Here is a 13,677-nt window from a genome sequence, read left to right as displayed (position 1 = left end):
TCAAACTTGATCGGGGCGAATGCCGGGGACTTCTCGCGCCACGAGCCCCCCCAACTCCCATCGAGACGCCACGGAGAGCTTCCTGAACAACGAGGTCCGCGCGGCCCCGATTGAACTCACCGAATACCCGAGCTCGTCGGAGAGCTGGGCGAGCGTTCGGCCCTGCAGCAAACCGAGCGCCGTTGCCGCCTCAAGCTCGTTAAGACCTCTTCCGCGCAAGTAATGACCGGCGAGGTCATCGTCCAAGGAGCGCGTGCCGGAAACAGCGGCGGCTATGATGGGCCAGAGAAAGAACGACATCGAGACCAACATCATGCCGCCGACACCGTAGATGCCAAACGCAGCGGTTACCAAGGCCTGAGACATCTCCACCTCGGACAGAAGCGGAAGGAACAACGCAGAAAGCCCTTGGAACACGTGATATGCGAGAAGTCCGGCGACGAACCCGACCAGCAGCATCAGAGGTTTGAATGGCGCTGGAGCATCAACGTATTCCCCAGCCCCTCTTGCACCAAACGCGAGCAATGCGGCAAGTGCAGCGAAGAACAGGACGTATACCTGGTCAAGAAGCACGCTGGCACAGAAGAAGAGCATGTGGCAGGCGACGATGAGTACGATGTCGACCCAGGACATGTCGTGCAGCTCGCACCGAAACAATGGGACGAGCACGGAACAGGTCAGGCAGGCGATGAGCGGGGGCACAGCGACGAATTCGAATCCCATGAGCGGATAACCAGAGTTCATGTCGAGGAAGACCCAGGCAAAGACCAACCCTACAAGGACTGTTGAAACGGTACCTGAGCACGTTGAAGAACGAGAGGATGCAGGCGGCCGCAGCATGCGAGCGAGCACCAATGCAGCAACGAAGAAACCCCATATAACCATGACGAAAGTGAGCTGGGCGGTAAAAGAGGTCCGGCAGAAAATGGCAACGACAACAGCAATGGATACGATGGAGCAAACTACTCGTTGAAAGGGCGCTTCTGAGAGCCGGCGCACCATACGGATGGAAACCGAGCTCCATGAACGAGCATCTTCGGGCAGTTTGCCCGGCTCGACCATGAGCTCGGGTAAAAACAGCGATTTGGCCCCTTCCAAAGACGAAACACCCACATGACCGTAGGACCGAACGAGGTAGGTACGGACCGTCGAGGGAGAAATGCCAAGCCGCTTCGCAATCGATGAAGACGGCTCCCCACGCAGCGCACACGCCAAGCACTCGGCCTCGCGAGCGGGAAGGGAGTAATCCTGAGCTAGACGCTGAGCGAGGGAATCCTCAATGGAACAGCCCTCAAGACGATTCCGTGAAACACCCTGTATCCAAGGAATCAAAGACATGCGGCTGCCTCCAAAACTACATTGAGATGACCTAGGCGCGAACTGCTCGGAATGCGTTCCGATAAACAACGGAACTGACCATTTTCCGATACACCTTGCTCTTGCCGTTCGCGTGAGAATGGCTTCCTACTCATCGACATTTCGATCTCCAAACTATCGATGTCTTACGTACTAATCCATTGCCTCCTTTCAGCTATTCGGCCTTCAGTCACCTCGAGTATGTGAATACGCGTACGATACGTCTGTCAACAAGGCCGACAGAGTTGTCAACCAAACCTGTCTACAAGCATCTACCTGCAACTTTGCATATAAAAAAGCCGCCCACCGGATGGTGAGCGGCCCGAGGTAGAAAAGCGAAGATCCTAACAGTCGATGATCTGCAGCTCGTGCGGGGACTGCGTGAAGGGCTCGTAACCGTCCTCGGTGACAAGGCCGAAGTCCTCCAGGCGCACGCCGAACTCGCCCGGCAGGTACACGCCTGGCTCCACCGTGATGACGGCACCGGCCTTCACCTCGTTGGAGACACGGCCGAACATGGGCTTCTCATGAATGTCGATGCCCACGCCATGCCCGAGGCCGTGACCGTAGAAGGCACCGTAACCGGCGTCGCCGATGATCTTCTTGCTGAGCAGGTGGATGTCATGGCCGTCCACGCCCGCGTGCACGGCGGCTGCGCACTCCTCGTGGGTGCGACGCACGAGGTCGTAGATCTCGCGCTGCTTGGCGCTCGGCTCACCCAGGCAGACGGTACGCGTCATGTCGGAGCGGTAGTCGTGATAGCCCGCGCCGTAGTCCATGAGCACGAAGTCGCCCTTTTGCACCACGTAGTCGCTCGGCACCGCGTGCGGGTTGGCGGCGTTCGCCCCCGCGGCCACGATGGAGCCGAAGGCAAGCGCGTCGGCGCCGTGGCTGAACATGTAGTTCTCGAGCTCGAGGCGAATCTCCTTCTCGGTGAGACCGGGCTTGATGAAGCCGAGCATGTGCTGGAACGCCGCGTCCGTGATAGACTGCGCGTGCTTCATGAGCTCGATCTCCTCGGCGTCCTTCACGGCGCGCATGAGCTGGATATCGTGGTGCATAAGCGGCAGCGCCAGCGCGACGGAGAGGTCCTCGGCCGCGCGCTCGATGCCGCGGTAGAAGGCTACCTGCATGTCGTCCTCGACGGCGAGCACGCGAACGCGGGCGGTAGCCGCGTGCTTGGCGACCCACTTGGGGATCTCCATCTCATCCATGTCCACCTTCCAGGGCGTACCCTCGGGCAGCTTTTCGATGAACGAGTTGAAGTAGCGGGAATCGGTGTGCAGCAGGCACGCATCGGCTGTGATGAGCGCCGCGTGCGGGAACTCGCCCGTGTAGTCGAAGACGCCCTGGGCGCCCGTGAGCCAGCGCAGGTTGGCCTCGTCGCGCACGCAGACGGCGTCGTAGCCGCGCTTCTCCATGAGGGCGCGCACGCGAGCGATGCGGCCGGCAGGTCCTACGAGTTGATCGGTCATCGTAAAGTCCTTTCCACGACAATGACGTCCACGATTCTAATACGAGTTTCCCGGAGGTGCCGCCGCGGACCCTGGACGGCCGCGGAGCCTTTCGACCGAACTGAGAAATCCCTCCGGCGAACTCCAGGAAACGAACGCGGCCCGGTGCTCGCTGGGAGAGCCGGGCACGTGTTCGCTCATACGTTTCCTGCGGGTTCGCTGGAGGGATTTCCGGTCTCGCAAGAAGGCGGAGAGGTCGTCCGGGGACCGCGGCGGAACGCTACAGGAGCTCCGCCCTGCTGGCCACGTACGCACGGGCGTGGCGCTCGAGCACGTCCTCCTCGAGCACGGTCAGGCGCACGGTGCCCACGCTCTGGGGGATGGCGAGCATGAAGCGGTTGGACCGCTTGAAGCGGGCGGCGCGGAGCGCCTCGATGAACGCCTCGGGGGCCACGTCGAAGGGAAGCTCCTCGGCGCCGACCTCGTCCAGGAGGTCGTCTTGGTCGAACATGTCGTCCGCATCGAGCTTGCCGGCCTCCACGCCCAGGCGCGCCTCGAAGCGCATGCCCTCGGCGAGGAGGTGCCACCAGGGAGCCTCGGGGCCGAGAAGGGAGCGCAGGGCGCGGGCCGTGGTCTCGCCGTAGAGCAGCGCGCTCTTACCGGAGAGGCTCGGAGCCTTGACGACGGAGAGGCGGGAGGTCTGGGCGTCGTTCACCGCCTCGATGAGCGAGAGCTCGTCGGAGGCTAGGATGTCGGACAGCTTCTCGGCGAGCTGCTCCCACGAGCGGCGGCTCTGCATCATGGCGGAGGCGATGAGCTGAACGTAACCCAAACGGTTCTCCTCGGCGCTAGCCTCGCGCACGAAGGAGAGGTCACAGACCGTCATGCCGGGACGGGCGGGCAGCCAGGCCATCTGCTCGGAGGGGCCCACGGCGAGCCCGCGCGAGGCGGTGGCGCAGGTGACCATGGCATCGAGCGTCGTGGGCACGAGCAGAGAGGCGGTGCCCCCGCACCAGATGCCGGCGCAGAACTGGGCGACGCCGAGGACCTCCGCGTCGCCCACGGCAACCACCAGGTCGTCGGCGGTCAGCGCCATGCCCTCGAGGAATTCGAGCAGCTGGAAGGCATACGCGGCGGTGCAGACGTCCTCCCCGGCGGGAAGCGAGAGGTCCCGGACCGTGAAGCCGGCGTCGGCCAGGCCGCGCGAGACCGCGACGGCGGGACCGGCGGCCAGGTCGGCCCGCGTGACGAGAACGGCGCTGCGGGGCACGGCGACGAGCGACTTAGCGAACTTGGAGAGGTCCTCCAAGGCGCCGTCGCCGATACGGAAGTCGCAGCTACCCTGCGCATAGTTGATGAGCTTGCGTCTGATCATAGAAGACCACGCTCCAATAGCAACTCGGCCACGGCGTACGAGACCTCGGTGAAGCTCTTGCCGCGGATATCCACTACGTAATCGGCCGCGCGTCGGTAGAGCGGGCGGCGGCGTTCGAGCAGGCGGGCAGCGTGCGACTCGGACACGAGGTCGGGCCGTGTATCGCTGCGCCTGATCTGGCGAAGGCTGTCGTCGAGGTCCCCGTCGAGGTAGACGCAGTAGCCCATCTCGCGCATCAGGGTGATGTTCCGCGGCGTCTCGACGATCCCGCCCCCGCAGGAGACGAGCAGGCTCCGCTCGACGCGGAGCGAGGCGAGCGCCGCCGTCTCGAACTCCCGAAAGCGCGCTTCTCCCTGGGACTCGAAGATCATCGCCACGGACATCCCCGCCCGGCGCTCGACCAGGCGGTCGGTATCCACGTAACGGCGGTTGAACATCCCGCCCAGGTTTCTCGCCAACGTGGATTTACCCGCCCCGTGGAACCCGACGAAGAAGATGTGATCGCGTCCGCGCTTCTCCACCCGGTCGGGGACGGATGGATCCTCAAGGGTACCCTCGGCCACCGCGCTCACTCCTCGCACGGCAGGTTCCTGAGCGCGCGGCGCTCGAAGATACGGAAGATCTGCGTGTACCACAGGTCCACAGTGGTCTGCGGGCGCACGAGTATGGTATCGATGCCCGCCAGGTTGCCGCCCCAGACATCGGTGTAGAGCTGGTCGCCGATGAGCACGGACTCAGCGGGTTCGGCACCCAGGCGCCGCATGCCGGAGCGGATGGCGAAGGGCGCCGGCTTCATGGCACCGCAGATGTAGTCCATGCCGAGCTCGCCCGCGGAGCACGCCACCTCGTCGCGGTGCATGTTGTTGGAGACCATGATGAGCTCGAAGCCGAGTTCGCGGGCGTGGTCGAGCCATGCGGCGACGGTATCGGGTGCGGTAGTGCGGTCGCGCGGCACGAGCGTGTTATCGCGATCGAGGAGGATGGCACGCTTACCGGAGGCGAAGAGCGCGTCGAGGTCGATCAGCTCGACGCGGGCGACGTAGCGGGTAGGACTCAGAAGGCTCATTGGCTGTTCTCCCCGATGGCGGCCAGGTGGCCGTCGTAGGTCTCGGAGAAGACGGCCTTATCCGAGGTGATGTAGAAGTACAGGTAGTTGGTGTCGGCGGGTGCGAGCGCCGCCTTGAGGGAGTTCTTGGAAGGCGAGCACACGGGCGTGGGCGTGAGCCCGGAGTTCTTGTACGTGTTGTAGGGGCTCTCGATGGTCTGGATGTCGGATGCCGTGACCTCGCCGCCGGTCTCGTACATGAGGGTGGCGTCGCTCTGGAGCGCCATGCCGTCGCGCATACGGTTGTAGAAGGTCGAGGCGACGTTCAAGCGCTGCTCGTCGGTAAGCCCCTCGCGCTCCACGATCGAGGCCATGATGAGGATCTGGTAGTCGCTCATGTCCAGACCGTAGCGGCTCTTGATCAGGCTCTCCGCACCCGAGAAGTCGAGGGCGGCGTACTCCTTGGCGTACTGGTCGAGCATGGCGCGGATGACGGTATCGACCGTGGGCGTTTTCTCGAAGGTGTAGGTCTTGGGGCAGAGGAAGCCCTCGAGCGTGTCGTAGCCGTCATGCGCCACACCGTCGAGGAAGGGATAATCGGCGGCGTACGTGGAGGCCTTGGCCTGGGCGATGAAATCGTCCGCGGACACGCCCAGGGCATCTTGGACCTTCGCGGCAGTCTCGGAGACGGTGAGCCCCTCGGGAACGGTGACCTTGAGGCCGCTGACGTTCGGCCCCTCCATGAGCTGACGCACCACCGACTCGGCATCCTGGCCGGTCGTGAACTGGTACGAACCGGATTTGATGGACTGCTCCGCCCCGAGCGCGGTGACGGCAGCGTAGTAATCCTTGGGGTCCTCGATCACGTGAGCGCCGACGAGGATGCCGGCGATGGTGTCTCCGCCGGAACCGTCGGGGATGGTCACCCTCACCTCCTGGCCGGAGGCGACGCCGGAGCCAAAGACCGCGCGATGGATCGGCGGCACCACGAAGATGGCGATACCCGCCAGAACGAGGACGAGCACGGAGCTGATGATGATGGCGGCGGGGGCGGCGGGGCGCGTGGGCCTTCTGCGCGTGGCGTTCCTTCGCGCCACCGGGGCACCGGTAGGCGTGCGACGGGCACGTTTCATAGGCACGGCGCTGTGTGAGCCGATACGCGAGCGCGCGCCGGCAGCGCGCCGGGCGCCCGCGGGGCGACTACTTCGACCGGCTACCCGGCCTTCATCTTTACGGTATCCGTTCGCCACGGTCGGTCCTTTCGTGAAGGGAGGGACAGGGACGGCCGTCAGCCGTTCCGCTCCGCTCCGCTCGAGCGTCGAGCCACGATTGCAGGAAGAGCGACGCGGCGATCATATCGACTTTACCGCGCATCTTGCGCTCGGACAAACCCTCGGCACGCAGGATACGCTTGGCTTCGGCTGAGGACAGGCGCTCGTCGGTGAACGCGATGGGAATCCCCGTCTGCTCCGCCACCCGCCGGGCGACGTCGCGCACGCGAGCGGCCTGGGGCCCCTCCTCGCCGGCGAGCGTGCGCGGAAGCCCGCAGACGAGGATATCGGGTTCATAGTCCTCGAGGATGGTCCGGAAGCTACGGGACACAGCCTCAACCTCGGCCGCAGGCAACACCTTCACCGGCGCCGCGACGCGGCCGGAGCGATCGGAGGCCGCGATTCCGATGCGGACCTCCCCTATGTCGAGCGCGAGCGCGACCATGTCCTGGGAGCGGGCCGAGCCGGCTAGGCCCGCAGCAGCTCGCGGGCCGCGTCGAGCGCACGGTCGATACCGGCAGCGTCCTTGCCGCCGGCCTGGGCCATGGCGGGCTTGCCGCCACCGCGACCGCCCACGTACGCAGCAACCTGGCGAATCACGTCGCCCGCCTTGAAACCGGCCTTCACGGCGCCGTCGGTCGCGGCGGCGACGAGCGCCACCTTGCCATCAGGCGTGGCGGAAGCGAGCACGCAGGCGGCGTCGGCGCCCTGCAGCTTGTTGCGGATGGCGTCCCACGCGTCGCGCAGCTCGCCGCCAGCAAGGCCGTCCATGCGAGCGATGACCGCGCGGTAGGCACCGAGGTCGATGGCATCGGAGACGGCGGACTGGATCTTGTCGGAGCTTCCGCCCACGAGCGCGGCCTTGAGCTTCTGGTTGAGCTCACGGACCTCGCCCTTGAGGCCCTCGATGCGCGCGGGGAGCTCCTCGTCGCGGCACTTGAGGGTCGCGGCCGCCTCGGCGAGCACGCGCCCCTTCTCCTCGAGGAAGCGCACGGCGCCCAGGCTCGTCACTGCCTCGATGCGGCGTACGTTGGAGCCCGTGGAGGACTCGGAGACGATCTTGAACAGGCCGAGCTCGGCGGTGTTGCGGGCGTGCGTGCCGCCGCAGAGCTCACGGGAGAACGGCTGGTCCTCGGTACCGGCGGAGACCACGCGCACCACGTCGCCGTACTTCTCGCCGAAGAGCGCGGTGGCGCCGGAGGCCTTGGCCTCCTCGATACCCATCACGCTCGTGACGACGGGCTTCGCGGCGAAGATCTCGTCGTTCACAAGGCGCTCGATGGTCTCGAGCTGCTCGGAGGTGCAGGCCTCGAAGTGCGTGAAGTCGAAGCGCAGGCGCTCGTCGTCGAGGAGCGAGCCAGCCTGGTTCACATGCTCACCGAGCACGTGCTTCAGCGCGGCGTCGAGCAGGTGGGTCGCCGTGTGGTTGCGACGGATGAGCTCGCGACGATGGGCGTCGATCGAGGCGCTCACCTCGTCGCCGACGGAGAGCTCGCCGGAGTCGACGCGGGCCACGTGCGCGTAGAGGCCGTTATGGCCCTTGGTGTCGGTCACCGCGAGGCGGGCTCCGGCGGAGACGAGCTCGCCGGTGTCGCCCACCTGGCCGCCCATCTCGGCGTAGAACGGCGTGCGGTCAAGCACGACCTCGACCTCCTCGCCCTCCGCGGCGCGCTCGACGGAAACACCCTCGCGCACGATGGCGAGGACCTTTGCGCCATCGAGCGAATCGTTGTCGTAGCCGTCGAAGACGGTTGCGGGCAGCTTGTCGGAGAGCTCGGTCCACACGTCGTTGAACGAGCCCCAGGCGTCGCCCTCGGCGGCGGCGCGGGCACGGGCCTTCTGCTCGGCCATGGCTTCGTTGAAGCCGTCCATGTCGACCTCGTGGCCGGCGGCACCGGCGATCTCGACCGTGAGGTCGATCGGGAAGCCGAAGGTGTCGTGCAGCTTGAAGGCGGTGCCGCCGTCGAGCACGGCGCCCTCGGCGAGCGCGGCGAGGGCCTCGTCGAGCGTGGCGCGACCCTGCTCGAGGGTGGCGGAGAAGCGCTCCTCCTCGGCGTTCACGATGCCGTGCACGAGCGCGCTGTTCGCGCGGAGCTCGGGGTAGGCGTCGCCCATGAGCTCGTTGACCTCGTCGATGAACTGGCCGAGGAACGCGCCCTCGATGCCGAGCAGGCGGCCGTGGAACACCGCGCGGCGAAGCAGGCGGCGCAGCACGTAGCCGCGGCCCTCGTTGCCGGGCAGGACGCCGTCGGCGATGAGGAAGTCCACCGCACGGGCGGCGTCGGCGATGATGCGCAGGCTGCGCGAGGCGCCGGTGTAGCTCGTGCGGTCGTAGGCCTTGCCGGAGATCTTCACGCCGAGGGCGATGAGGCCCTGCATGAGGTCGCCGTCGTAGTTGGAGCTCGCGTGCTGCATGATGGCCGCCATGCGCTCCAGGCCCATGCCCGTATCGAGGTTGCGGTGGGGCAGCTCGGGCATGGAGCCGTCCTCCTGGCGGTCGTACTGGGTGAACACGAGGTTCCAGAACTCGAGGAAGCGGTCGCAGTCGCAGCCGGGAGCGCAATCGGGACTCCCGCAGCCGAACTCCTCGCCCTGGTCGAAGTAGATCTCGGAGCAGGGGCCGCAGGGGCCGGTGGGGCCGGCGGCCCAGAAGTTGTCGTCCTCGCCCAGGCGTGAGATGTGGTCCTCCTCCACGCCGAGGGAGCGCCAGATGTCGTGCGTCTCGTCATCCTCCGTGAAGACGGTGAAGTAGAGGCGCTCCACCGGCAGCTTGAAGACCTTGGTGATGAGCTCGAAGGCCCAGGAGCACGCCTGCTCCTTGGAGACGCCGCCGAAGGAGAAGTTACCGAGCATCTCGAAGAAGGAGAGGTGGCGGCCATCGGAACCGATGACGTCGATGTCGTTCGTGCGCACGCACTTCTGGCAGGAGCACGCGCCGATCTCCTTCATGGTCTTCTTACCCTGATAGTACTCCTTGAACTGGTTCATGCCGGCGTTGGCGAGGAGCAGCGAGGGATCGTCGGGCACGAGGCTGGAGCTGGGGTACAGCTTGCAGCCGCGGTCCTCGAAGAACTTGAGGTAGGCCGAGCGGATCTCGGCGGTGGTCATGGAAGGAAAGTCAGCAGGCATGCGCTTCTCCCTGGATGCGAATCGTGATTTTGAACCCGAACAGTATAAGCCCCCGCGCCGTTCACGACGACGCGAGGGGCCATTCCAGTGAATTTGCAGAAGAGGGACTCAGAGAGGGCGGTTCTCGGATTGCCGGCCTGGACGGCCAGTTAAAGACGACCCTCGAGATAGCGGTACGCGGAAGTGGCGGCGATGGCGCCGTCCGCGGCGGCGGTCACCACCTGGCGAAGCCCCTTGGAGCGGATATCGCCCGCGGCGAAGAGGCCGGGGGTGCGCGTGGCCATGGCATCATCGGTGACGATGCCGCCGTCCGGAGCGAGGTCCACGAGCCCGCTCACCAGCTCCGTCTGGGGGACCTGGCCGGTCGCGACGAAGATGCCCACCGAGCCGGGGTCGAAGGCCTCAACGGAAACCTCCCCCGTACGGTTGTCGCGAAAGGCGATGCGCTCGATGAAGGTCTGCCCCTCGATGCGGACGATGCTCGTGAGGAGTCTCACATCGATGTTACCCCGCTCCCCCAGGCGCTGGACGGCGCCCCGTGAGGCGCGGAACTCATCGCGACGGACGACCATGGTCACGCGATCTGCGATGCGCGAGAGGTAGAGCGCCTCCTCCACGGCGGTGTTGCCGCCGCCGATCACGAAGACGCGCTTGCCGCGATAGAACATGCCGTCGCAGGTGGCGCAGTAGGAGACGCCGCGGCCCCGGAAGGCGTCCTCGCCCTCGAAACCTCCCGGGCGGGGCGTGGCACCCATGGCGGCAACGACGGCGCCAGCGGTGATGCTTCGGTCCCCGAGCTGCACGGAGAACCCAATCTCCGCGGGACTGATGGCCGTGGCCATGCCGTAGACCGTCCGCGCGCCGGCCTCCTCGGCATGCTCCTGCATGCGCTGGCCGATCTCGGCCCCGCCGATATGCGGGATGCCGGGATAGTTATCGATCTCGTCCGACGTGGCGATCTGACCTCCGGGCATGCCCTGCTCGAGCACGACCGTGTCGAGACTCGCGCGCGCACCGTAGAGAGCGGCGGCGTATCCGGCCGGGCCTCCGCCGACGATGAGCAGCTCGCACTCGTTTCCTTGTTCCATGGTTCATCTCCTTCTCGATAGATTCAATCACACCCTTGGTACCCAACCATCCAACCGTTGAGTACTATAATCCTATACTTGATTCGTCCGTCGATTCGCCAGGGAGCTACCGATGGCAACAAGCCGCAGCGATTCCTCGCGTCCGGCACCCCTCATCACCGTCATGCACGCGTCCGTGGGCTCCGGCCACCGCGCTGCCGCGATGGCCATCGCGAGCGCGGTCGAGCGCATGCGCGGGCAGGCCGGCGTCCCCGAAGATGCGGATGTCGAGGTCCTCGACATCCTCGACTTCGGCCGGGTGCGCATCGACGGCAACAAGACCGCGGCGTCCTTCACCGGCGCCACGCGCCCCATCTACGACTGGACATGGCGCTACGTGCTCACCGGACGCCTGCTCTGGGGCGGCGGTACCGGTTGGTCCAAGGTGATGTTCCCCTCCTTCAACCGCTATGTGGCCGAGAAGCGCCCTCTCGCGATCATCTGCACACACATCACCGCAGCCAACGTAGCCGTGGGCGCCCGCATGATCACAGGCATCGAGTACCCCATCGTCTGCGTGCCCACGGACTACGAGATCGAGGGCTGGTGGCCGCACCTCGAATGCGACCTCTTCTGCGTGGGCACCGAGTTCATGGCCGAGACGCTCCGCCCGCGCAAGGTGCCCGAGGACCATATCGCCATCACCGGCATCCCCGTGCGACACGGATTCGAACTGGCCGCGGACCGTCAAGAAGCGCGCCGGGAGTTCAACCTCCCCGCCGACAAACGCATCGTGCTCATCTTCGCCGGCGCGAGCCTTCCCCAACCCTACGTGCGCTTTCGAGCCGAAATCGAGCAGGCCATCCCCTTCCTCAGGCGTTTCGACGACATGCACTTCGTGTTCCTGCCGGGGCGCGACACCGAGTACTCCGACAACCTCAAGGCTCTCTTCGCCGGCATGAAGCTCGGCAACGTATCGGTCTTCGACTACGTGAACGACATGGCGGCGCTCATGCACGCCTCCGACCTGGCGATCCTGAAGTCGGGAGGTCTCACGGTGACGGAATGCCTCTGCGCCCGCCTGCCGATGGTGCTCCTGGGCAAATCATACGGACAGGAGAAGGCCAACACCACCATGCTGACCTCGTTCGGCGCGAGCATGCACGCCACCACGGCGCGCGAGCTCGTCTCGACGCTCGATCACCTGCACGGCAACCCCGAAGCGCTCCACGCGCTGCTCGTGAACGCCGACGGACTGCGCCGCCCCCGCGCCTCAGAGGACATCGTGGAGGCGACGATGAAGCTCGTGGGGGTGCCGCGCGAGCGCGAGCGCCACTTCGCCGAATTCTATTGGGGCGGAAAGCCTGCGCATATTCGGTAGGCGGATGCGGCCTCATGAGGGAGACGGCTCCATGCGCGACCGATGAATCCGCACGCTTCCGAACACGTGCCGCCCATCGCATCGAACAGATGGGGTGAACGGCCCTACAAGTGAGTTCGGCTCCTATCGCGTACCCGAGGAGCCAAAGCCGCCCTCGCCACGGTCCGTCTCATCGAGCTCGTCGACCTCGATGAGCTTCACCAGGGGCACTTCCTGGATCACGAGCTGTGCGATCCGCTCGCCGCGCTCGATATGGACGGTCTCGCGTGGATCGAGGTTGACCGCGATGACCTTGAGCTCGCCGCGATAGTGCGCATCGATCAGACCGGGGGTGTTGGCGATGGAGAGGCCGCGCTTGAGCGCCATGCCGCTGCGGGGCTGCATGAAGCCGGCATAGCCATCGGGTAGAGCTATTGCCAGCCCGGTTGAGATGAGCGCGCGCTCGTGGGGCGGAATATCCACCGACTCGTTCGCGCGGATATCGAGCCCGGCATCGCCCTCGTAGGCGTAGCGCGGAAGCTCAACCTCGGGATCGAGGCGCTTGATGTTGACGTTCACCTGGGACACGATGGATCACCTCAGCTTATCGAGCTCGTTCACGAACTCATCGATATCTTTGAAGTCACGGTACACGGATGCGAAGCGGATGTAGGCGACCTTGTCGAGGGACTCGAGTCGTTTGAGCACCATGTCGCCGATCTCGTGGGACGTGACCGTGGTACGGGTGCGGGAGCGCAGCTCGCGCTCGATATCGTCAATGAGCTCATTCAAGCTCTTGACGTCGATATCGCGCTTCGACGTTGCGCGCATCAAACCGGCGAGAAGCTTTCCCCGGTCAAAGGGCTGGGTGGCACCCGAGCTCTTCAGCACCTCGATCGGATCTTCGCAGCGCTCGAAGGTGGTGAACCGATACCCGCAATCCCGGCACTCGCGACGACGCTTGATAGCGTTCGAAGATTCCTGCATACGGGAGTCGACCACACGGGTGTTCTCCCTTCCACATTGAGGGCAGTACACGCATCCTCCTCATCTAGCCGCTCGCAACGTGGCAAGAATACCACGCGAGTGAGTAGAGCGGCAAAACCGCGGAACTCAGCGCGCGACGGCGGGAACCGAGAGCATCTGCCCTGGATTCAGAGAACCCGAAGAAAGGTCGTTCCGCTGCCGTATGGCCTCAACGACATCGGCGGTGGTCAACCCGTCGATACCGTGATCCTCGGCAATACCCCAGAGGGAATCACCCGAGTGCACCTCGATACGTTCGTAGGTAGCGTTCGCGATGGCAGCTGCATGAAATTCAAAGCGGAGGGCGAGCGTGACGCAGGTTGCCGCGAGAACGGCAAACACGATGCCGAACATGAGAACGTGCCGGATCCGGGCATGCTGGACGAAACCGCCCTGGTGTACCCGAAGGAAGGCAGGCTGGGTCTTCCCTACAGAAACAACGACGAAATGCGGCTTGGGATCGGATGCAGGCTGAGCCGCAGGCAGGGCAAGTGCGAGGTTTCCCTCGATGGCATATGAAGCGTTCATGTTCTTACTCCTCTCCAAACGTTTAGACGGTGAAAGCGTACGATGCGGCGCGGACATATTTCTCTA

General features: G+C 65.1%; 13 protein-coding genes. 1 reads left to right on the top strand and 12 read right to left on the bottom strand.

Annotation, left to right across the window (positions count from 1 at the left end; all coding sequences use genetic code 11):
- The 9 genes from GDJ97_RS04185 to GDJ97_RS04145 all read right to left on the bottom strand — a co-directional run bounded on the left by GDJ97_RS04185 (nucleotide 1) and on the right by GDJ97_RS04145 (nucleotide 10,718).
- On the bottom strand, nucleotides 1-1,338 hold the full coding sequence (locus GDJ97_RS04185) for a helix-turn-helix transcriptional regulator (protein WP_152069959.1): 1,338 nt from the start codon (nucleotides 1,336-1,338) through the stop codon (nucleotides 1-3).
- Between the two features lie 362 nt (nucleotides 1,339-1,700).
- Nucleotides 1,701-2,831, bottom strand: coding sequence for a Xaa-Pro peptidase family protein (locus GDJ97_RS04180; protein WP_152069958.1), 1,131 nt, complete (start codon nucleotides 2,829-2,831; stop codon nucleotides 1,701-1,703).
- 259 nt (nucleotides 2,832-3,090) lie between these two features.
- Entirely contained in the window at nucleotides 3,091-4,185 is a 1,095-nt protein-coding gene (locus GDJ97_RS04175) for a hypothetical protein (protein ID WP_152069957.1), read from the bottom strand.
- Nucleotides 4,182-4,748 (bottom strand): shikimate kinase, encoded by a 567-nt coding sequence (locus GDJ97_RS04170; protein ID WP_152069956.1) that lies wholly within the window; start codon nucleotides 4,746-4,748, stop codon nucleotides 4,182-4,184. The genes GDJ97_RS04175 and GDJ97_RS04170 overlap by 4 nt, the downstream gene beginning before the upstream one ends.
- A gap of 5 nt (nucleotides 4,749-4,753) precedes the next feature.
- The gene (locus GDJ97_RS04165) at nucleotides 4,754-5,251 is read right to left on the bottom strand and encodes a YqeG family HAD IIIA-type phosphatase (RefSeq protein ID WP_152069955.1); all 498 of its coding nucleotides are present in this window, start codon (nucleotides 5,249-5,251) and stop codon (nucleotides 4,754-4,756) included.
- Nucleotides 5,248-6,363, bottom strand: a complete 1,116-nt coding sequence (gene mltG / locus GDJ97_RS04160) for an endolytic transglycosylase MltG (protein WP_152070091.1) — start codon at nucleotides 6,361-6,363, stop codon at nucleotides 5,248-5,250. Before mltG ends, GDJ97_RS04165 begins: the two co-directional genes overlap by 4 nt.
- 97 nt (nucleotides 6,364-6,460) lie before the next feature.
- Nucleotides 6,461-6,946: a Holliday junction resolvase RuvX gene (ruvX, locus tag GDJ97_RS04155; RefSeq protein WP_152069954.1), complete on the bottom strand. Its 486-nt coding sequence runs from the start codon at nucleotides 6,944-6,946 to the stop codon at nucleotides 6,461-6,463.
- Between the two features lie 23 nt (nucleotides 6,947-6,969).
- Entirely contained in the window at nucleotides 6,970-9,630 is a 2,661-nt protein-coding gene (gene alaS / locus GDJ97_RS04150) for an alanine--tRNA ligase (protein ID WP_152069953.1), read from the bottom strand.
- 149 nt (nucleotides 9,631-9,779) lie between these two features.
- Nucleotides 9,780-10,718, bottom strand: a complete 939-nt coding sequence (locus tag GDJ97_RS04145) for an NAD(P)/FAD-dependent oxidoreductase (protein ID WP_152069952.1) — start codon at nucleotides 10,716-10,718, stop codon at nucleotides 9,780-9,782.
- 112 nt (nucleotides 10,719-10,830) lie between these two features.
- Here GDJ97_RS04145 and GDJ97_RS04140 point away from each other — a divergent pair, with 112 nt between their 5' ends.
- Nucleotides 10,831-12,078, top strand: coding sequence for a glycosyltransferase (locus GDJ97_RS04140; protein ID WP_152069951.1), 1,248 nt, complete (start codon nucleotides 10,831-10,833; stop codon nucleotides 12,076-12,078).
- Between the two features lie 123 nt (nucleotides 12,079-12,201).
- Here the strand turns inward: GDJ97_RS04140 and dut are convergent, their stop codons facing one another.
- The 3 genes from dut to GDJ97_RS04125 all read right to left on the bottom strand — a co-directional run bounded on the left by dut (nucleotide 12,202) and on the right by GDJ97_RS04125 (nucleotide 13,611).
- The gene (gene dut, locus GDJ97_RS04135) at nucleotides 12,202-12,645 is read right to left on the bottom strand and encodes a dUTP diphosphatase (protein WP_152069950.1); all 444 of its coding nucleotides are present in this window, start codon (nucleotides 12,643-12,645) and stop codon (nucleotides 12,202-12,204) included.
- Nucleotides 12,646-12,651: 6 nt separating this feature from the next.
- Entirely contained in the window at nucleotides 12,652-13,095 is a 444-nt protein-coding gene (nrdR, locus tag GDJ97_RS04130; RefSeq protein WP_152069949.1) for a transcriptional regulator NrdR, read from the bottom strand.
- A 75-nt stretch (nucleotides 13,096-13,170) separates the two neighbouring features.
- The gene (locus GDJ97_RS04125; RefSeq protein WP_193221305.1) at nucleotides 13,171-13,611 is read right to left on the bottom strand and encodes a LysM peptidoglycan-binding domain-containing protein; all 441 of its coding nucleotides are present in this window, start codon (nucleotides 13,609-13,611) and stop codon (nucleotides 13,171-13,173) included.
- Nucleotides 13,612-13,677 lie beyond the last annotated feature (66 nt).

It is taken from the genome of Collinsella sp. AK_207A (genome assembly GCF_902501965.1).
GTDB lineage: Bacteria > Actinomycetota > Coriobacteriia > Coriobacteriales > Coriobacteriaceae > Collinsella.
Note: the sequence above shows the minus strand (reverse complement) of the source record. Positions and strands in the feature narration are given on the sequence as shown.

What these genes read in the sequence shown, in the direction of transcription:
- GDJ97_RS04185 (WP_152069959.1), bottom strand. Translation starts at nt 1,338, where the DNA reads ATGTCTTTGATTCCTTGGATACAGGGTGTTTCACGGAATCGTCTTGAG.
- GDJ97_RS04180 (WP_152069958.1), bottom strand. Translation starts at nt 2,831, where the DNA reads ATGACCGATCAACTCGTAGGACCTGCCGGCCGCATCGCTCGCGTGCGC.
- GDJ97_RS04175 (WP_152069957.1), bottom strand. Translation starts at nt 4,185, where the DNA reads ATGATCAGACGCAAGCTCATCAACTATGCGCAGGGTAGCTGCGACTTC.
- GDJ97_RS04165 (WP_152069955.1), bottom strand. Translation starts at nt 5,251, where the DNA reads ATGAGCCTTCTGAGTCCTACCCGCTACGTCGCCCGCGTCGAGCTGATC.
- mltG (WP_152070091.1), bottom strand. Translation starts at nt 6,363, where the DNA reads ATGAAACGTGCCCGTCGCACGCCTACCGGTGCCCCGGTGGCGCGAAGG.
- ruvX (WP_152069954.1), bottom strand. Translation starts at nt 6,946, where the DNA reads ATGGTCGCGCTCGCGCTCGACATAGGGGAGGTCCGCATCGGAATCGCG.
- alaS (WP_152069953.1), bottom strand. Translation starts at nt 9,630, where the DNA reads ATGCCTGCTGACTTTCCTTCCATGACCACCGCCGAGATCCGCTCGGCC.
- GDJ97_RS04145 (WP_152069952.1), bottom strand. Translation starts at nt 10,718, where the DNA reads ATGGAACAAGGAAACGAGTGCGAGCTGCTCATCGTCGGCGGAGGCCCG.
- GDJ97_RS04140 (WP_152069951.1), top strand. Translation starts at nt 10,831, where the DNA reads ATGGCAACAAGCCGCAGCGATTCCTCGCGTCCGGCACCCCTCATCACC.
- GDJ97_RS04125 (WP_193221305.1), bottom strand. Translation starts at nt 13,611, where the DNA reads ATGAACGCTTCATATGCCATCGAGGGAAACCTCGCACTTGCCCTGCCT.